Here is a 19,223-nt window from a genome sequence, read left to right as displayed (position 1 = left end):
GCGACGCCCGGCGTTATGCCTGATCAAATCACGGTCCCTTCTCAGACGATGAGAGAAGGGATCATGATTTGGTTCCATTGGTCCGTTGGTCGCGCAGATCAAAGCTGGAGGCAATGTGTTTGCCCGTACCGCTAGCCAAGAGCCTCGGCGTGTAGCCGGCGGGCAGTAGTCACGAGTACGCGTCGAAGCTTGTCACGGTTGGCGCCGTAGGTTTTCAGCGCATGGCAGTTCGGGCACAGGGCGATCATGTTCGAAGGGAGGTCGGCCCCGCCCTTGGCAAGGTCCTGTACGTGGTCGACCTGCAAGATCGGCTCTCCCGCAGTGGTGCGTTCTTTGGGGTGGCCGGCGCATTGGGGACTTTCGCAGTCGCCTCTGCTGCGTCGTATCACTGCTGCTCTGGCGCTTGGGTCGCGAATGAAGCGCTCAACGAGCGACGGTTTCTTGGTCTGCTCCCGCCGCTTGGCATTGGATTCTGCGGCTTTTGCCAAGCGCTTGTAGGCGTCTTCGTCGGTCTCCGTGGTGTCGCGTTCCTCGGGGTCCAGGTCGCCAGGACGATAGCTGACTGTGTCGTCGTGAAGCGCACCGGTGTCGGCCTCGAGTGCCTCGAGTACGTCGAGAGTCCAGCTCTCGCGCTCAGGGGAGGGCACGGGGGCCAGAATCCAGAGGAACTCACGGCGCCATTGGCCGTCGGCGCCTACGCCCCATCGCAGCCGCCGTTGAACGATAACGGCCCAGGTTTCGAAGCTGAACTGCTTTTGGAATGGCTTGTGCCAGTAGCGCAAGGGGCGGCCAGCAGACTGGTACTCCGCCATGAGTTCGTTGCCGTCCGTGATCTGCTGATCTCCAGAGAGGCCATCGCCTACGTAAGCGATCCAGTCTGTGTCGGGCAGGCGACCGTCTGCATAGGGCCCCTTGTCGTCCGAAAAGATGCTCAGGATGCCGTCAGCGAGGCAGCCGATGCCTGCCATCTTCTGTCCGCCGTATGCGCGCCAGATGGCGTCACGGTCCTTGAAGCTCTCCCCGAGTTGTGGGCGTAGGGCATCGGCCCACCTGCCAGCGAGCAGGTCGTGAAGGCCAAAGTCTTCCAACAGGCCTGCCGGCAGGGGGTAGAAGTAGCGCAGGATGAGTCCTGCTGCGGCTTCGGCAGCAACTTGGGGCTGCGAACGCAGCAGGTCGTAGTCGTCCTCGCGTAGCCCGCCCGAAGGGTCGACGCGATTCAACGAATCGAGAGTTGGACGGCGGCCCTGGCTGGTCAGCGTGAGGTCTTGGACGGGATCCACGGTCCACAGGTCATCCTTCACGAGCGCCCAAAACGGGTACATGGCGCCCTCTTTGCCGTCCTTGGCCCCGGCGTACTTCTCCAGGAAGGGTGCCAACGCATCGCGCGTGGTCGACCACGACTGCATGCGGGGTGCACCAGCTACGACCTGGCCGATGGCCCGCAGGAGCAGCACGGGACGATGCAGCGCTGTACCACCCGGCCGACGCGCCGGCCGGACGTCCCCTACTCGCCTGAGAAACGTCTTCGGCGGCTCTACGACGGTGAAGCCCTCCCGTTTCAGCCAGGCCACAGCGTGCTTGAGTCCACCGCTGAACTGCGAGGGCTTGAGGGCCTCGCCGAAGTCATACAGGTGTGCAACGCCGGCTATGGCCTTGGAGTCGTACTCCCGCCCCTCGTGAACGAGTAGGTAGGAAGTAGCCGCACGGAACCCGTAGGTATCGAGGAACGTGTCCCGTCCGATCCGATCGTGCTCTGCAATCGCTTGGAGAATCCCCGCGCGCGTGATCTCAGCAGGTGCCATGAGCGACACGGTAGATCAGGCTACTGACACAACCTCGCCGGTCCCTGCGCACGGTATGCGATAGAGATCAGCGCGGCACGACGGCCCCGGGCGGAACTTCGCAGGTCACGCCTCCTTCGCCGATCTGTAGCGGCATGCCCTCGCCGAGGATGGGCGCGAGGGTGCGTGCCCGTTCGGCGACTCCAAGGCACGGCTGCCACCGCGGTGGCAGCGGCTCGGCAAGCAGCGAATACACGATCGAGTGTCGGGATGGGGGGAGGGGCGGACATGAGTGTCGATTCGCACCTCAGGAGCATTTCCCACACCCGGTACGGCCTCGCCTGATGCTGGTCAGGGTCAGCGTGACGTCCATGTTGCACGGGCAGCGGCAGCGCCAGCGGTCGGTGGTCTTCCCCGGGTAGGGCTCCAGCGGTTCGAATCCGGCTGCGCGCGCCTCCGCAGCGGCTTTTGCTGAGTCGGTTCGGCCGCCGGCCCGGGGGCACTTCTTGCAGCCGGTCGTTCCCGACCGGACGGAGGACAGGCGCATCCTGACTTCGTTCCCGCATGAACAGCAGCAGCGCCACGGGTCTGTGGTGCGGCCGGGGTAGGGCTCCAGCGGTTCGAACCCGGCCGCGCGCATCTCGGCTGATGCGCGCTCGTCGTCGACTGAGTTGAGGGCACAGGACCGGCAGCCGCTCGAGCCACTGTTGACGTTGGAGTATGTGGGAGTGGTCTCTCGACCGCATGCTGTGCAGCGGCACCGCCATGGCTTTCCACTGCCGGGGTAGGGCTCCAGCGGTTCGAGTCCGGCCACGCGCATCACCTTGTCGGCCTTGGGCGCGGTCGCTGCTGCGCGTTTCGCCTGGGTCTCCTTCGCCCGGCAGACGCGACAGCGCTGGCCAGCGTTGCGGACGGCGTTGAAGGTCGGACGCCCCTCGTGCCCGCAGGTCATGCAGCGTGAGGGCCAGGTCGCGTTGGTACGACCGGGATACGGTACGAGTGGCTCATATCCGCACGCCCGCATCTCGGCAGCCGCGGCGTCTGCGTCGAAACGGAATGCGGCGCGGGGCCGGCCGCCGACGCGGGGCGCGTAGGGTTCCTGCGTGCTTTGGGTCTCCTCTTCGACCATGGCCCAGATCTCGTCCGCTGTGACGCGGTCTGCGGAGCAGGTCTCGCTCCAGCCGTTCGGCATGATGTCTTTGGTGAGGAAGGGGCTCAGTCCGGCCTCGCGCAGGCGGTTCAGCACGGCCTGCTCGACGTCATAGGCGGCCGCACCCGTGGTGTAGTCGCCGGCCTGGTGCAGTTGCCAGCCCTGGCGTTCGTGCTGAAGCAGGCGAGAGTTGTAGCCGGTGCAGGCGCCGATGCCGATCTTGATGGCGTTCCAGCTCCCGTGGGTGATCACGTAGATCTTCGACGGTCCGGCCAGGTCGATGCCGTGGGTGGCACACAGCCGGCACCCCTTGCCGGTGCGGACACCGGTCAGTCGTAGGTGCACCTGGTGGCCGTTGGGGCAGCGGCATAGCCAGCGCTTGTCGCTTCCGGGATAGGGCTCCAGGGGTTCGAAGCCGTGCTGGCGCATTTCGCTGGCGCACACCTCGGGGTCCAGCGGTGCGTTTCCTCCGCAGTGTCCGCAGCCGTGCCCGCGGCCTTTCACTCCGGAGTACAGGGGGCGGGACTCCTTCCCGCACGTGGTGCAGCGGCAGCGCCAGCCCACGGAGGCGCCGGGGTAGGGGTCCAGTGGCTCGAATCCGTTCGCCTGCATGAGGGCAACGGCGTCCCCCGAGTTGGTGCGACGGGCAATCCCCCGTTGCTTGTACCCCTCGGCCCGGCATGTAGGGCACGGATCGTAGCCCTGGCGAACGCTGGAGGCTCTCACCCGGACTTCTTCGCCGCACGTCGTGTGGCGGCAGTGCCAGGGGGTCGAGGAGGAGGAGTAGGGCTCCAAAGGCTCGTATCCGGCCGCTCGCATCAAGGATTCGGCCTGGGCGGCCTGGGCCCGACGCTGTCGTTCCCCTCGGGCCTTGTGGTTGCAGACGGCGCAGCCCGACGCTGTCCCGGCTTTGATCAGGTTGCGGATGTAGGACAGCCGCCGTGCGCCAACGTGCCCGCACGCGGTGCAGCGGCAGCGCCAGGGCGTCCCGCTGTTGCTGTATGGCGTCAGCGGTTCGAGTCCGACTGACCGCATGTCAGCCTCGGCTCGTTCGGCTCCGCCGGCACGTTCTTGGAGGATGATCCGGCGGCTTTCCTTCGCGCACTCCGTGCACCCGACTCGGCCGTCAGCAATGTATGCGGGTCTCGGAGTGACGATGTTCCCGCATGCGAGGTGCCGGCACCGCCACGGCATTCCGCTGCCGGGGTAGGGCTCCAGCGGTTCAAACCCGGCCGCCCGCATGGCGGTGGTGTGTTTGACCTCTGCGGCCTCGCGACGGCGGCGACTTGCTTCGGTCCGGCCGCATGCGGGGCAGCCTGACGTCGTCCCCGCGCGGAGACGGTTGAGGATCATCTCGACCTCATGGCCGTTAGGGCAGCGGCAGCGCCAGGGGACGCCGTCGGTCCCTGGGTAGGGCTCCAGCGGCTCGAGTCCTCGGGAACGAGTCTCCCCCTCGGGTTGGTCATAGGGCATGCGTCTGGGCCCTCTCTGCTTGGCTGAGTTGAACGGCCGGGGGCGCGGCTATGCAACGTCGTCGATATCCTCGTCCTCTTCCTGCTCTTCGTCCTCGTGATCCGCAGCCTGGGGGTTTACGAGAAGTTCCCCAGCCAGCTTGCGCACTTCCTTGATGATCCGATCCAGCTCGTCGGGTGATCCGAACGGGTGGACAGTGCTGGCTCGCGCCTCGGGGGCAGCGGCGAGACTCATCAGCCGTTTCACTGCCTGCCTCGCGTCGGCCACGGCGTCACGTAGGGCGCGTCGCTCGGCCGCCAACTGGTCGGGGACCGACTGCTCAGGGGAAGCGTCCTGCTTCTGCTGGTTCCGCTTGTCTTCTGCCTCGCGCGCCTTCTCTGGGTCGGAGATGGAAACGACACGCCACTGGTCAAGAGGTTCGGCGGCGACGCCGCCAGCGTCCTTGCGGACCTTGTCCTCGACGGTGAGATCGACTGCAGGGATGGAGTACATCGTGGCCGTGTTGCGTGCCAGGAGTTGTGTATCAGTGAAGGAGTTGAGGCATTCCCGCTCGGCATCGAAGGCCCGGGCAGCGAAGGCGAGGGTCCACAGACCCTCCTCAGAGTCTGCTAGTCCGGCGACGATCTGGTCCGTGTTGGCGCGGAAAGGCACCGTCCTACCCACCGCTGACCCGACGTTCCGTGTGATGAGCTTGTCCGTGATGAGGGCGACGCCCCCCGCCACGGCGAGTGTCTGCCGTGCACTGTCGTTGCCGTTCAACGCCTGTTTGACGAGTTCGGTGAAGTCTGCCGTGGGGATGGGCTGCCAGTCGCCCATGACGCCCTTGGTGAGTACTCCACCGTTCGCCCAGGCATTCCGCGCCTGTTGCAGCGATCCCGCCTTGTAGCCCCGCCAGGGAAGGTCGATAACTGGGCCGAGAAGTTCTGCGTATCCAGAGTTCTTCATCTTGCTGGTGCCCTTGATGTCCTTGGCGAACTTCTTGACCTGGTCGAAGACGTCGGGCCGGGTAAGGAAGTGCACCAGGTAGACGGCCCGCCACAGAGGTGTTCCCGGGATGCTGCCGTCATGGAAGACATTTGGCAGATCCGTGGGCTTCCGGCGCCCAAGTGCGAGACCGATGATCCCGTCGAGGAGGTTGTTCTGCGGCAGTCCAGGAAGGCGGACGCGGCTGATCGCCCGCGTGCCGACCTCCACGTTCTGCGCTGCTGCCTCCCAATGCCGGAATTCGACATGGATCGAGGCGAGGATTGAGCGGACTGCGTCGTCAAAAACCTCTTCGGCGGAGAGTCCCGCGGATCCGTGGCGATGAACTCCTACCGTGACCTGGGCGGGCACTACGAGGGTTTGCCCGAGACGCACAGAGCGATCCGTCGGCTGCGTCTCGTTCACACCGCGCTGGAATTCGGCGAGGAAGCGGTTGAGTGCTTCCTGTCGGCCGAGCGCCATACGCTGGCTGAGTGCCTTCTCCGCCGCACCGCGTCGCTGCGGCTTTTCGGCTGAAAGGACTTCGAGGGCGGTCGCGGCGATGTCGTCGGCGTACGGTGTCTCACCCTCGGTGAGGAGAGCCCAAGCGCTGGTCAGACGGGTGATCCCGTCGCGCACGGCAAGTACGTCGATGTGTTCACTGCCGTCGGTGAATTCGATCCGGCATGGGTGGGCAATGACGGCGCGGGTGATACGACGGGCCAGGATCGACCGGTCATAGGGGTTCGGGTTGGCGTGCCGGGTCTGCTCGATGGTCTGTGCCAGGTGGGCTTGCAAATGCTTGCGGTCGCTGTAGCGATAGACGACCCGGGCATAGGGTCGTCCATGCTCGTCCACGTCGCCGTAGACCTCGGGGTCGTCGACGGGAAGCGCTCCTTGGCTGGTCCGCGGCTGGTGTCCCGGAAACAGTTCGGTCAACCACACTCTGGTGTGGATCGATCGGAGCGTCGCTCCCTCAACATGCTCCTCGATGAGGGCGGAAGCCTGCCCCTTGGGAGAGCGCAACTGCGCTGCCGCCGCTTCGGGCGAGACGATGGCGCGAGCCACTGCGTGCCATGCGTCCTCGTCGAGCGAAGCACCGTCCGCCGCCAAGCCCGCTTTCACGAGCTGGGAGCGCTCAGCGGCACTGGAGGGACTTGGGAGGGTACGCTCGAATCCCGAGACCGTGAACTCCTCACCCGAGTATCGGAACGAGATCGTCTCGGGACCGTTCGTCGGAGTCACGAGGCTGGAGGATGGCTGGGCGGTGCCTTCCACTCCTTCCTCGCCCTGAACCTGGGATTCGTTGGCAACGGACATGTTCTTCCTTTCAAAAGCCTGCCGAGATTCGCAGATCGGTCGATGGCGCTACTAGCTGGTTACTGGTCTGGCCGTTAGACTGGGAGATGCAGTCAGGGCCGCGCGGTGTGCGCGCGCCAGGTCTGCTTACACGAGCCCCGGCCTCTGGCCGGGGTTTCGTCGTAGCGCCGTCCGATCAGTACCGTTCCGGCGCGGGGGCTTTCGGCAGGTGCCGGCTGTACCAGCTCCACATGAACCTCCTGGAGTGCTGCCGCGCGATAGCCTGACAAGCGGTATGGGCCACCACGTCAGCCATCTGGATCAACGCCGAGTTATGTGCCGGAACTTCGGCGGCCGCGAACGGAATGCATCGAGGGCCCACTTGCTGATGGACCTGCTCGTAGAGGCGTTCTGAGCCGTCCCCGTCGACGACCAGCGCAGCTCGTTCACCGACCTCGGCAAGCCGTCCGTCGAGGCGACGCAGTAGTCCCTCGTACGCCTGCCGCTTGGCCCTGCCCCAATGCGCCGGCTCCTCGGTGTAGACGGTCACGATGCTGAGCGAGGGCTGCGCGCCAATGACGTCGAGGGCCGCCTGAGCCATGCGGTACCGCTCGATCTTGGCAGGGTTACGGCCGCCCGGACGACCTCGACCTGAGAGGAAGTTGGTGGCGTGCAGTTCAAAGTCTGTGGGTACCCCGTACTCGTGGTACCACTGGTCACGTAGGTCTCTCCAGATGCGAAGGACTTCGGGAGCACGCCCTGTAGGAACACCGAGCGCGGTGTAGAGCGCAAGGCCGGTGTTGGGGATGCCGGACTCGTCGACGTAGAAGGTATGGTCGACCGGCTGACGGGTGTTAATGGCTGTTCCCGGCCTTTCGCTCGAATCCGAACGGAATCAGGACGATATGCGGCTGCACCGCTTCGAACTGATCGCTCCAGCCGGATTGCGACACGGCTGGGCATATGGATTCGGGCGATACGCGCTGCGTCTCTCCATCACCGCGCTCCCCGGGTTCTTCCTCGATGGCCTGCTGAGACTCAACGAGTCTCTGAGGTCCGCCAGTCAGATTGCCCAAGTGGCATTCGGCCTTCTGCCGCATGCTGTTTCGCGAGGTAATGAAGGGCTCGTACCTGACCAGGCTAGACCCGCGCCTTTCTTAGCGTCAACTATTCAACACACACGGCGACTTGGGCGCTACAATGCCCCCTCGCCCCAAGGGTTGCGACGGCGGACCAGTGCTTCCTCGTCCGCAACGCTCAGGACTAAAGGTCCAGTTGCTGATCTGTACCTGCACAGCGCCGGGATCTAATCGCCCGGGCGTCCGGATGTGGGTGCTCAGCATCGCAGCGCACGCAAGCAGGACCCAGGGAGCAGCGGCATCGGCGTTTGCGAAACCGAGACGGACGGCCATGACCACCCTGCCCTATGAGTCTGTCGTTAGATGATCTTGGGCGGTGGATCGCGGTCGAGTGATACGCCGCCATGTACTGACCGATGTCGATCAGGAGTTCACCTGCCCGTTACTGCCCGAGTCATTGCTGGGGCACAAGCGATTTGACGACCGGACGGTCCCGTACGGGCTCCTGGGGAAGTTCGCACCAGTGCGGTCTGGCGGCACGTGCCCGAGCGATTGGGTTCCTTCGGTCACCCGCTCGTTCCGGTGGCCATGAACGCGATCCGCGTGTCCCGCGCCGGCCCCGGCTGACCCAAGACTTGGCCGTTGCGGGTCATCGGCGACAGGGCTACAGCTTGAAGGCGATCCAGCGACCGTCACCCTCGCGTCCCAGCTGACGTGGACGTGACATTAGGCGACAACTCCTAGATGGCTACCAGGTCTCCCAGAGCCTCGCGGAGGGCAGCGCCTACAACAGGCCCTGCCACGGCCACCTGCCGAAGCTCATTGCCTTTCATGTAGCGATAGCTCTGCGGAGGGTGGAAGGTACCCGCGGATCGCAGCGCACTGAGGGCCACCGGCTCGTCGAAGGAGACAGGATCTTCCAACGTGAGGCCACTCGCCTGAGTGGCGCCGCTCATGTAAGCGTCGTACTCGCGTCGGGTGATTCCCGTCTGCGCACGGTGGGCCGACCACACCTCCTTGGGAGAGGCCACGTGGACCGAGGCGATACGCGCCATGCCCACCAGGGCCATCGTGGGCGCAGTCGCGTACAGCAGAACTGGGGTTCCGGGCGGTGCGGCGACGCGTTGGCGGCGGACCTCCACCGTCTTACTGCCGGCCAGGATCGCGGTGGCGAAGCGCGGGTGGACAGACAGCAGCATCGCGCTTTCCGGATCGTTCACGTCGTTCGGTGCCCCTCTTGATAGACCGCCTGGAACAGCTTGTTACTGATCTTCGACAGGGAGATCAGCGACAACGGTAGTCCCAGCTCCCTCGCCAGGGAGGTCAATCGCCGCAGCGTCACCGGCTTCGGGAAGATCTCGGTGTCCGAGAACCTCAGCGCCATGGCGCGACCGGAGGCGTCGGCAGCTTCTTGAACCTCAGCCAGACCATATACGCCCAGGTGTTCGAATTTCGAGAAGAGGGCGTCGGGCGTGTCGATGAGTACCTCGTCGAGTCGCGAACTGCCCACCACCATTTGACCTTCGCCCGGGGAGTTGCCCTCGCTGATGTACCAGAGCAGGCGAGCCGGGACACTCTCCCCACGACGGCCAGAGGAGCGGTAATAGACGTGCTCTCTGCTGATGCCGAGGGTGTCACTCCGTGGAATGAGCATGGCGGGCACGTTGAAGAGCTCGGTCGACCAGCGCGGCTTGATGGGCGCCAGGAAGGACGGCAGCTCCGAGTCGATGACCTTTGCCGGCCACCACGCACGCTCCACCACAGCGGCCACCTCCGCGGGCATGCTGGCCCGAAGCGCGGTCGTATCCACAGTCAGCTCGCGGGCCAGTCCACCGGCCACCGATTCCACCTCAGCGGCCGTCCCGCACACGTTCACGAGGAGGGCGACGAGCCTGCCGATATGGTCGAAAAACCCGTCGTCGCCTGCCGCGGACTTCGCGGCCTCGGAGGGATGCGGATCACTGATGCGGATGATCTCTGCACCGCAGTCCCGGCCGAGCCGCTTGATCAGGAAGAGGAGCTGCCGAGCCAGGGTCTCCTCCAAAGGGTGGCTGGCCGTACGAAGGACCGGAACAACCAGGGTTCGGCCGTCCAGCGCCCACGCGTAGAGGGCGACCGGGTGACCCTGACCATCCCGGAGCAGCTCGCGGCGCCAAGCGACCGCGCCCCCATTCAGCGACCGCAGGCGCTCGGCGAAAGCCGAACCGTCGTCCCCACCCCACTGATGGAAAAAGGCGACCAGTTCGTCCTCCGCGCCAGGTGCCACCTCTCCTGACCGGAACTCCGTCCCCATCAGATCGGCCGGACGGTACACCTGCGCCTGCCGCAACTCATCCACGTGCAGCGTCACGGTGGAAGGCGATACGACACGAACTCGGGCGACCTTCCAAGCTACGTCAGCAAGGCGGGACAGCAGCGGATCACGGGTCGCCAGGACTTGCAGGCCGGCGCATGAGGTCTCGGCCACATACCGCAGGCATCGACGGAGATCTGCTTCGTCGGTCAGGTCCGGGGCTGCCTGTGCAGCGGCCTGCAGCAGTTCATGACTGCGCTCTTCCACCGTCGCCGTGTCGGGCGAGAGCTTACGCAGGCCAGTCAGCGCCGCCCGCTGATGCTGACGTTCTGCCGTGTCTGTGACATCCCGGATCTGGTGGACCAGCTGGGGCGTATAGGCAAGCTCGACGAGATCCGTCATCCAGCCCGCTTCCAGAGCCCGGGATTCTTCTGCGTCGCTCGTATCGACGAGGCCGCGCAGATCAGCGAACACGCCGTGGTCGACTGTCACCACCAGGAGAGCGTCGCTCTCCATCTCCGTGAACAAGTCTGGATGGCCAAGGTCTAACCACCAGCCGTCCAGGATCTCGCCGTCACGGCCTCGCCCTCGGACCTCGCCGTGCGGGACGAAGCCCAGGTGCCTCCACATCCCGCTGAGGTTGTAGTCCCGTCGGCACTTGGCCTTGATCCCGAGGCGTTGCGGATACCGCTCCTTGATGCCCTCAACCAGTCGGCGTGCGATTCCCCGACCGCGCTGTTCCTCAGCCACGCACAGGTGGGCGAGTCGTATGTGCGCACTCCGCTTAGGCAGTCCAAACAGCGCGTAGCCGATCACTTCGTCCGCCTCGACGGCGACCAGGAGGCCACCGTCCTCAGCTGCCTTGCGGTAGGCAGGAGGCTTCAGAAGCCCCAGCGTCTTGGTGTAGCGATCCCCCAGGGCTATGGCCTTGTCGGTCAGCTCGTCCTGTCTAGGCGAAACGGACACCAACTTGATCGCCATTGCTCCCCCTCTAGTTGGGTCGGGCGCGGCCGAGCACAACTCCCCTGTCACTACATACAAGGGAAAGCTGATCTCAATCGCGGCCTTCTCTCAAGGGGGCACGAGGGGCGCACGGTGCTGCGGGGACGGGGCAAGCGGCGGACCATTCGAACATGACGGCGTTCGTACTGCGGACAGAGACTCGGCGGCCGGCCGATGCCTGAACCCGGCAGAACGGTTCGGAGCCGTCGTGCGCACGGTATGCGATAGAGGTCCGCGCCACCCGATCCACACCAGCGAGAACGCGCAGGTCAGACAGCATTGCTGGTTCCGTATAGGCGCGCCCTCCGGAGCCGTGTGCGCAGGTTCGAATCCTGCCGGGGGCACCCTGTATGAGGTGCCCAAAGACCCCGCCATCAGCGCATTAGCTGAGGACGGGGTCTTCGCGTATGTGCAGGCGTATGCCGCCCGAAGCGACCGTATGTCGGGTGCTGTGGACGAGGCGTGGACGGGATCTTGAAGGGTTGCGCCAGGAGAGCCGCGCCGTCTGCAGCCTTCAGCTTTGGTGACAATGCCCCGTCAGGCAGGCGCCTGGCCTGTCAGATGCCTGCGCTTGGATGTGCGAGTGACCGTTCATGACGTTGCTCCGCAACTGCCCGAGATAGCAGTCCTCCGTGAGCACAGCCGCTCCATGGCCGTCCTGGAGGCAGTCCTGAGCCCCGAGTGGGAGAACCGCTACCACTGCTTCGACGACCATTGGTCCGAGACGGAGTCGATGGCCTCGATGCGCAGCGGATCGGGCGACGAGTACTCGATCGTCTTCTCACCCGCCGGTGCCTACGTCCGGGGGTTCGACCACGAATCGCCCATGAGCCCGTACATGGAAGACGAGCCATGGCCTGGAGTCCTCGACCAGGTTCCCGACGTCTTCCGTCCGTACGTCGAGGAGCCGGCGTTCTCGGACGAGGACGGAATGCCCATCGTCACTGCTTGTATGTGGCGAGAGCTGGCGGACGACGCTTGGAAGACAGGGGCGGTCGACTTTCCTGATGAGGCGACCGACGATCCAGACGGCTCCGGGCATCTCTTTCAACTCCTGGTAGATCGCTCACCGGAAGCATTTCAGCGATGGGCTGAGGACTACTACGAGGTTGAGGTCTACCTGGAGGCCGTACGTCACGTCTTCTCTTCACGTCCACTGACCGAAGAGGTGGTTGCGCGCCTTGAACCCGAAAATCTCCCTGGCACACCTCGCCGAGGACATTGCTGAGATCGGTTATCCGACGAGCTGAGCGCCGGAGAAACGACAAGGCCCCTGGACGCGATGCCAGGGGCCTTGGAAGCGGGCAGACGTGCCTACTCGTACTCGCGAAGCAGGTCTTCGATCCGGCGGTTGGCGACGTCCTGTCTTCCGTCGAGGCACTTCGCGTAGCGGGTCAGCAGGACCTCAACGCTGTTGCCGGCGCGCTCGGCCACCTCAGTCGGGTCGACACCCGCGTTGAGCCACGTCGACAGCGCCGAGTGCCGAAGGTCGTATGGCCGACTCGCGAGGGGCGTTACCGCGGCGGCCGGCGGAAGCGCGAGGAGTCGGGCCTCCTGCCACACGCGGTAGTAGGTCGAGGACGGGACGACCGCGCCCTTCTCGCTGAAGAACAGCCGCCCGTCGTCCGCCGTGCCGAAGGTGGCCAGGTGCTCGCGGAGCACGGTGACGAGGTGCGGCGTGATGGGTACTCGCCTGACGTCCTCGCTCGGTCGGTTCTTCAGCCCGCGGTCGTCATGGGTCTCCCCCGAGTCGGTCCACTGCTTTCCCACCGACGGACGTGTCCGGTAAAGGAGCGCCGAGCCCCAGCCGTGTTCGGGGAGATTCCACCAGACGGTCTACGGCTACATCGCCAAATGGCAGACCGACGGCATCTTCGCCCAGCTCAACGGCCTGTTACGGGAGTTGGTGCGCCAGCAGGAAGGCAAGCACCGCCACCCTTCGGCCTGCATGATCGACGCCCAGGGCGTCAAGAGCTCCACCTCCGTCCCTGCCAGGACGCAGCGCGTCGACGCGGGCAAGAAGATCGTGGGCCGCAAGCGCAGCATCATCACCGACACCCTCGGCCTGCTGCTCGCGGTACTGGTCACCGCCGGCGTCCAGGACTCCACCGCTGGTCGCGCCCTGCTCGAGCAGGCAGCCACCGACCATCCCACCCTGCGCAAGGCCTGGGTCGACGGCGGCTAACGCAAGCACTTCGCCGAGCACGCCGCCACCCTCGGCATCGACCTCGAAATCGTCCAACGCGTCCCCGGAACCAAGGGATTCACCCCCATCCCGAAACGCTGGGCCGTGGAACGGACCTACGGCTGGCTCATGTGCCACATCACGTCGTGCGACGAGGTGCCGTCTCCGGTGGGCGCACAGATCGGTCAGCACGGCATCGATCCCGGCACAGAGCCGGCCGATTCGGAGGCGGCCAGTTCAGGGTGAAGGGTCTGGGCGAATCGCTTGTGAAAGGGCATCAGATGACTACGCTATAGCTCTCACGAAGAGGTGGGGGTACGCCTCGATAACGGGACGACGTGAGAGTACGGGGGGCGCACGTATGCGGACGAGATGGTGTGCATGGGGGGGCGTCTCAGGCTGCGGACCGGTAGACCGCTGGTGACGGCTTCCAGCCTGCGACAGGGTCTGCCAGCCCAGCGGATGGCTGAGCGGGCTTCGCGGCTCGGGGGTCGCGGCATGGTCTTCCTGAGCCACACTTCGCGGCGGCGCACGGCGGAGGAACTGGGGCCTGCAGGATTCAAAGCGCAGGGGATTCGCAAGGACTACCTGACAGAGATCCTCGAAAACTTAGAGGAGTTGCTGCACAGCGCCGGCTTCTCTGTTTGGTGGGATCGCCGAGACCTCCGTCCCGGCGATTCCATCGACCCCACGATCTACCGTGCGCTCAACGGCTGCCAGGCTGCGGTGGTTCTGATCGACGCAGACGCCTTAGATGCGGGATACATGCGCCGTGAGGTAAATATATTGACCTTTCGCCACGTCGAGCACGACCTGCATGTGGTGCCCGTCCTTCTGCAGGTAGATGCCGAGCAAGTTCGGGACAGCGCGCTCGGCCGGGAGACGGGGATCGACGTCCAACTGGCCCTTCATGCTTCGAAGAAGCGGAACAAACGGGCTGCACGGGAAACCGCCGAGCGGATTGCGCAGCACCTTGTGGCGGAGTCCGCCGCGTGGCAGCTGGACATCTACTCTCCCGAGAACAGATGGATCGACGATGTGGCTCTGTGCCTCGAACATGCGTCGCGCAAGGCCCTCCGACGCGCAGCTGAGACACTCGACCTGGACCTGGTGGCGTGGGAACGGTCGTCGGAGCCGGGATGGGAGATCGCCGCTGCCCTCTGGTCCGCTGACCGTCACGTGGTCTACGACGTGATCGAGGATGTCGCGTACCAGCTTCCTGCCGAACTCCGGGACCGCATCGTCGAGCACGCGCTCCCGCTATGGGCACACCTGCGGGCGGCGCGTACGGTCCGGTCGGCTTCGGTCGAAGTGCCGGGCACAGGGCGGGCGGTGAGTCTGGCCACCCGCTTTCTCTGGCTTGGAGAACTCCTTGCGCGCCGAGCTTCAGCGGGCAACCGCAAGGCGCGCGTCGTGCGGCTGATCGACGTGCACGGCGAGAGCACCATCCAGGACCTGGTCGGCCAGTCCGACGCCACTCTGCGCAGGGAGTTGAACTTCCCTGTCGAGACGCCGCCGGAGGAGGTCACGGCCGCGCTGCGTCGGCGTCCCGGTCAGTTGTACGCAGTGCTCCGCTCCGACACCGTCAACCCCGCGACTACTGTGGCAGTCACTCGAGAGTTGCAGAACAGATTTCCGGGAATCGTCATGATCGTGTTGAACCATGCCGGGTCAGCGGCGTGGATGACATCGTCGATCACTCCGGCGTTCGATCCGTTCCCCCGCGAGGACGAGCGGGCAGCAAGGAAGTTCGTCGGTGATATGTCAGAGCTCTCAGGCGGCAAGAAGATCGAGGTAGACAGTGAAGAATGAGGTGTCACCCGAGCTCGCTGCACTACTGAGCGCCGTCACGAACATGGCGGACGTCCCCCAGCGTCCTCACCCTCGCAAGGGCGACCAGCGCGACGGTTCCGTTTACTCACCCACGCCCGAGATCATCACTGCGGTGCAGGTAGCCCTGATCACGGGTCGGCCGCTTCTACTGGCCGGCCCACCGGGTTGCGGCAAGTCGAGCCTCGCCAGTTTCGTCGCACGCACGCTTGACTTCGCTTACCTCGAGTTCGTAGTCACAGACGAGTCCTCGCCCCAAGATCTCCTATGGAACGTGGACGTGATCGCCCGGCTGCGGGACGCCCAGCTCGCCACGGGTGACGGGCAGGTTCCGCCGCTCAACGACTACGTCGCCCCGGGCCCCCTCTGGTGGGCGCTGGATCCCGTCTCGGCTGCCAGGAGAGGGGGCGACAAGAACGCGACGACGGGCCGGCCATGCCGTATGCCCGTTTACCTCAAGGACTACGAGCCCCAGGGAGCCGGAGCTGTCCTGCTGATCGACGAGATCGACAAGGCGGAGAGCTCCTTTTGCAACGGTCTGCTGGTTCCGCTGGGCAGTCGCCAGTTCCATGTGACCGACATCAACGAGCCCGTCGAGAACGGTGCCGACCGGGCTCCGGAGAGCCCCCTGGTAATCATCACCACCAACGGTGAGCGAGATCTCCCCGACGCGTTCGTCCGTCGCTGTGTGGTCCTGGCAGTTGAGGGGCCGAACGCGGAGCGGCTCGAAGAGATCGCGAAGCTGCACTTCCCCGCCATCGCAGCCGACGCGAGTCTGCTTGAACGCGTGCAGCTGCTGGCGCATCGGTTCACCAAGAGCGCCAAGGAGCACGCGAGCACCGCAGAATTTCTCGACCTTGTTAGCGTCATGCTGACGCTCGGAGCCGACGCGGACCTGCAGCAGTGGCAGCTCATTGAAAGACTCGTTGTAGAAAAGCCCAGCCTTCGCAGGAACTTGTTCGCGTCATGGTGACCAGCATCGGGCGGAGGCCTGAGATGGGTTACGCCGATGCAACTCGCGTACTCGCGGCCCGCGAACACCTGGTCGATCTGGACGCCGCTCTGAAAATCGTGGGCTATCGCCTCGATCAAAGTGTGCTCCACGAGTACTCCGGCAACCAAGAGGCCGAACTGCGCGTGGATTCAGGTCCCATTGGGCAGGAATCGGATCCCGTCGATGACCCAGCCGAGTCCTTACTGGTGCCGCTGGATCACCACTGGGAGGATCCGTTCGCCGATGACCTTGCCGAGGAGGGGATCGGCTGGGATTGGGGAGGCGGCGAGCAGGCGGTCGATTCCGAAACAGGAGGAGTACGGAACGGCGGCCTCGTTCCGTATGTCCTGCCCAGCGTGGAGATCCTCCAGACACAGCGCGACGTCAAGGTGGATCGCATCGAGCGGCCGCGGAGCGCCGGCGAACACGCATCACTGCTCCAAACCCGCGTCGCAGAGTACGCCGCCGCCTGGGACGGGCGGCGGATACGCGACCTTCTGCTGCGCAAGGTGCCCGGCCAGCGCATCGACGTGCAGGCGGTCGTCAAGCTGCTGGCCGAGCGGAAGCCGGTCCGCGCGCTGCCGCTCCTGTCGAGGAGCAGAGTGGCCCTGCCGATCCAGATCGTTCATGACATCGGGCTGTTCACCGGGCCCCTCGGCTTCGACCTCCAGGCTCTGCTCGACGTCATGCTGACTTCCGGCAACTCTGGTCTCGACCGAATCTCCTTCCGCCACAGCCTCGCTCAGGGGTGCGGGACCGGCCCCGTGTGGGAGTGGGAGGATTACCGCATCCCTCGCCGTGCCACTGCGGTCGTGCTCGTTTCGGGGCTTTACGGCCCTGACCCGACCGGACGCGTTAATGAGTTCGAGCACCTCATCGCCGCCTTGAACAGACATGGCCATCATGCCCGCGCCGTCTGGTTCGGGACTTTGCCCGATCGGACGATCCTGCGTCGTCCGGAGCACTGGGTAGTGGTCGAGCAGTGACACCTTCCCTGGCCGAGGCACTGGCCCGGCGCCTACCAGAGGCAATGCGGACCGATCCCGAGGTCAGGTGCCTGGCCGCGCTCGTCAGCGCCGCGCCCTTTGTCCCCTTCGTGCTACTGCGCGACGTCCGCCGCGCGGCCGTGCCCCTCGGCGGCCTCGCTGCCGAAGCACGACTGTGTGAATCCCACCTGGTTGAGAGTGTGGCCGCCGACGGATTCGTGCTGCACGGCACGGTCCGTACCGCCCTGCGCAAAGCACTGCGCGAGGCCGTCATGGAGGACGGGGTCGACCTCGACGTCGCCCAACTGCGACCGAAGATGCACGATGGCCTGGAGTTGCTGTCCCCGTTGCTGCGCATCGAGGAACGCGTGGTGTGGAGGTATGTCACAGAGCATGACTACCTGGACGCTTGCGACCGGGAACTGGCCACCGTGGTCAAGGGAGTGACCCAAGAGCGGCGTCTGCGGATGCTCGAATGGGCGTCCGGAGCTATGACGCGTCTTCCCGCGGACCTCCTGAGCGCCCCTTCGGTGTGGCTGCTGGCTCAACTCTGCCGCGTCCAGGACCTGCCCCACCCCCAGCTCGGCTGGCCTGAGGGGGCACTGGACGACGGCCTGTTCCTCGACGTCATGCACTTCGTCCCACAGACAGTGGTAGGCATTTCGCGCGACGGCGCCCGGCTCACCCTTGGGCCGGTCTCCGCCCAGCGCCCCATCGGTATCCGCGTACCCGCCACTCAGCCGGTGAGCGTGCGCGTGCAATGGGCGGGCGATCGTGAAGGCCAGGTGGTCTCCGGAATTGATCGCGCGATCAAGTCGGTGGCCACAGGGACAGGAACCGTGACCATCGTTGGGCTCGACGGACGCGCCGTGCAACTGAGCGCGATGGCCCCAGGCGACAACGCGCCTGAGGTCAGGGACCAGCAGCAAGTGTTCGACCGCCTTGAGGACGCCCTCGCACGACGGCGCGAGCTGACGGCCAGACCCGTGCGTCTCGACGTGGGGCCGCACGGATACCTGGTGCGACTGAGTGAGGAGCCTGCCGTCACGGCCTACATGCCGCTCAGCGCCGCCCAGATGCCCTGGCTGACAGAGGATCCGGGAATGCGTGTTCCCGAGGGCCTCCAGCGGGTCCGCGTCACTCGGGTCGACCGCGAGAAGCAGCGTGTCTCGGTGTCTCGGGTGAGGGGAGTCGTCAGCAGGGGCAACCTGCGGCAGGGACAGCTCGTCCGGGCCGCGATTACCGCCAAGACCGTACAGGGATTCCTGTTCGACCTGACCGAGGCGGCCGGACTCTCCGTCCCACAGTACGAACGCGTATTCGGCATGATGGGATCACAAGACCTCCCTGCAAGCGTCGGCTGGGAGCCCAAGTACCGCAGCTCACGGAGCTACGCGATCGAGGAGAATACGGAACTCGACATCGTCGTCACCGCCATCAAAAGGGGAAATCGCGGTTTGCGGGTCTCGGTCCGACCCGCCGAGCGGAGCGATGTCCCAGGAGGCCGGCTTCCCGAGGGTCTCGCGGTAGGGGACCGGCTGTGGGGGACCGTTTTGGAGAAGGCGTACCACGGCATTCGATTCGCTCTCGGCGATGAGCGAGAAGACACTGGGACATCGCAGACAGGACTGCGCGGACTGGTCCTGAACACCGAGCTCTCCTGGGAGGGGAAGTGGTTCTTCGGCGGCGGTGACGCCCGGGACTTCCCGCTCGTCACCGGCGACCGTTGCGAGCTCGTGGTAGTCGGAGTTCATGAAGTCACTGGGGAACTGAGCCTGTCGTTGAAGCAAGTGGTTGAGGACCCCGGCCAGGTGGCCCTGCGAACCCTGCGGCCGGGTTCCGAGGTCGATGGTGTCGTCATGCGGCGGGAATCCGACAGCTGGCGGGTCCGTTTGGAGCCGTGGAGCGCCATGACAACTGTGCCGGTGGGTAGCTTCGAGGGCCGCCTGCGGACCGGCACCCGTATCAGGATGCGGGTGCGGCATTCCGATCCGTTGACGCATGCCGTGATCGCCGAACTGATCCGGGTATATACGGACTAGGCCTGACATTGCCCCATCGGGGAGTGACGTGCGTGACTGCAGGGGCGCGCTCGCATCGGGTGGGTGCGGGGCGCGCCCCTGGTGGTTGCTCGGCCGCTCGCATCCCCCGGCCGCGTCGAGCGCTATCGGCCCCCGCCCCCATACCC

11 protein-coding genes and 2 pseudogenes are annotated in these 19,223 nt (G+C 65.4%); 6 read left to right on the top strand and 7 right to left on the bottom strand.

Features of this window, described 5'->3' with window-relative positions; all coding sequences use genetic code 11:
• Window positions 1-131 precede the first annotated feature (131 nt).
• From PGH47_RS28970 to PGH47_RS28940, 6 genes are all read right to left on the bottom strand, one after another.
• Window positions 132-1,802, bottom strand: coding sequence for an HNH endonuclease (locus tag PGH47_RS28970; RefSeq protein ID WP_271665830.1), 1,671 nt, complete (start codon window positions 1,800-1,802; stop codon window positions 132-134).
• Window positions 1,803-2,088: 286 nt separating this feature from the next.
• Window positions 2,089-3,360 (bottom strand): hypothetical protein, encoded by a 1,272-nt coding sequence (locus PGH47_RS28960; protein WP_271665829.1) that lies wholly within the window; start codon window positions 3,358-3,360, stop codon window positions 2,089-2,091.
• Between the two features lie 1,092 nt (window positions 3,361-4,452).
• Window positions 4,453-6,687 (bottom strand): hypothetical protein, encoded by a 2,235-nt coding sequence (locus PGH47_RS28955; protein ID WP_271665828.1) that lies wholly within the window; start codon window positions 6,685-6,687, stop codon window positions 4,453-4,455.
• Window positions 6,688-6,862: 175 nt separating this feature from the next.
• Window positions 6,863-7,525, bottom strand: coding sequence for a DUF3800 domain-containing protein (locus PGH47_RS28950; RefSeq protein ID WP_271668178.1), 663 nt, complete (start codon window positions 7,523-7,525; stop codon window positions 6,863-6,865).
• A 960-nt stretch (window positions 7,526-8,485) separates the two neighbouring features.
• Window positions 8,486-8,965 (bottom strand): ASCH domain-containing protein, encoded by a 480-nt coding sequence (locus tag PGH47_RS28945; protein ID WP_271665827.1) that lies wholly within the window; start codon window positions 8,963-8,965, stop codon window positions 8,486-8,488.
• Window positions 8,962-11,019 carry a GNAT family N-acetyltransferase gene (locus PGH47_RS28940; RefSeq protein WP_271665826.1) on the bottom strand — a complete coding sequence of 686 codons (2,058 nt, stop codon included), beginning with the start codon at window positions 11,017-11,019 and terminating at the stop codon, window positions 8,962-8,964. Before PGH47_RS28940 ends, PGH47_RS28945 begins: the two co-directional genes overlap by 4 nt.
• A gap of 670 nt (window positions 11,020-11,689) precedes the next feature.
• On the opposite strand from PGH47_RS28940, the gene PGH47_RS28935 reads away from it, so the two are divergent.
• The gene (locus tag PGH47_RS28935) at window positions 11,690-12,268 is read left to right on the top strand and encodes a hypothetical protein (RefSeq protein WP_333938109.1); all 579 of its coding nucleotides are present in this window, start codon (window positions 11,690-11,692) and stop codon (window positions 12,266-12,268) included.
• A gap of 86 nt (window positions 12,269-12,354) precedes the next feature.
• Here the strand turns inward: PGH47_RS28935 and PGH47_RS28930 are convergent.
• Window positions 12,355-12,861, bottom strand: a pseudogene (locus tag PGH47_RS28930) (tyrosine-type recombinase/integrase); the annotation flags it as partial.
• A 10-nt stretch (window positions 12,862-12,871) separates the two neighbouring features.
• On the opposite strand from PGH47_RS28930, the pseudogene PGH47_RS28925 reads away from it, so the two are divergent.
• The 5 genes and pseudogenes from PGH47_RS28925 to PGH47_RS28905 all read left to right on the top strand — a co-directional run.
• Window positions 12,872-13,363 (top strand): annotated as a pseudogene (locus PGH47_RS28925) (transposase); the annotation flags it as partial.
• Between the two features lie 360 nt (window positions 13,364-13,723).
• Entirely contained in the window at window positions 13,724-15,037 is a 1,314-nt protein-coding gene (locus PGH47_RS28920) for a toll/interleukin-1 receptor domain-containing protein (protein WP_271665825.1), read from the top strand.
• A gap of 43 nt (window positions 15,038-15,080) precedes the next feature.
• Window positions 15,081-16,028: an AAA family ATPase gene (locus tag PGH47_RS28915; RefSeq protein WP_271665824.1), complete on the top strand. Its 948-nt coding sequence runs from the start codon at window positions 15,081-15,083 to the stop codon at window positions 16,026-16,028.
• Window positions 16,022-17,035 (top strand): hypothetical protein, encoded by a 1,014-nt coding sequence (locus tag PGH47_RS28910; RefSeq protein WP_271665823.1) that lies wholly within the window; start codon window positions 16,022-16,024, stop codon window positions 17,033-17,035. Before PGH47_RS28915 ends, PGH47_RS28910 begins: the two co-directional genes overlap by 7 nt.
• The gene (locus tag PGH47_RS28905) at window positions 17,032-19,077 is read left to right on the top strand and encodes a hypothetical protein (RefSeq protein WP_271665822.1); all 2,046 of its coding nucleotides are present in this window, start codon (window positions 17,032-17,034) and stop codon (window positions 19,075-19,077) included. The genes PGH47_RS28910 and PGH47_RS28905 overlap by 4 nt, the downstream gene beginning before the upstream one ends.
• Window positions 19,078-19,223 lie beyond the last annotated feature (146 nt).

The sequence above is a fragment of the Streptomyces sp. HUAS 31 genome (assembly GCF_028198125.1).
Classification (GTDB): Bacteria; Actinomycetota; Actinomycetes; order Streptomycetales; family Streptomycetaceae; genus Streptomyces; species Streptomyces chartreusis.
This window is presented reverse-complemented; position numbering and strand designations above follow the sequence as displayed.

Bases quoted from the DNA above. Each gene is read 5' to 3' on its own strand.
- PGH47_RS28935 (WP_333938109.1), top strand. From the start codon at position 11,690: ATGGCCGTCCTGGAGGCAGTCCTGAGCCCCGAGTGGGAGAACCGCTAC.
- PGH47_RS28915 (WP_271665824.1), top strand. From the start codon at position 15,081: ATGGCGGACGTCCCCCAGCGTCCTCACCCTCGCAAGGGCGACCAGCGC.
- PGH47_RS28920 (WP_271665825.1), top strand. From the start codon at position 13,724: ATGGTCTTCCTGAGCCACACTTCGCGGCGGCGCACGGCGGAGGAACTG.
- PGH47_RS28955 (WP_271665828.1), bottom strand. From the start codon at position 6,687: ATGTCCGTTGCCAACGAATCCCAGGTTCAGGGCGAGGAAGGAGTGGAA.
- PGH47_RS28940 (WP_271665826.1), bottom strand. From the start codon at position 11,019: ATGGCGATCAAGTTGGTGTCCGTTTCGCCTAGACAGGACGAGCTGACC.
- PGH47_RS28970 (WP_271665830.1), bottom strand. From the start codon at position 1,802: ATGGCACCTGCTGAGATCACGCGCGCGGGGATTCTCCAAGCGATTGCA.
- PGH47_RS28910 (WP_271665823.1), top strand. From the start codon at position 16,022: ATGGTGACCAGCATCGGGCGGAGGCCTGAGATGGGTTACGCCGATGCA.
- PGH47_RS28960 (WP_271665829.1), bottom strand. From the start codon at position 3,360: ATGCGCCAGCACGGCTTCGAACCCCTGGAGCCCTATCCCGGAAGCGAC.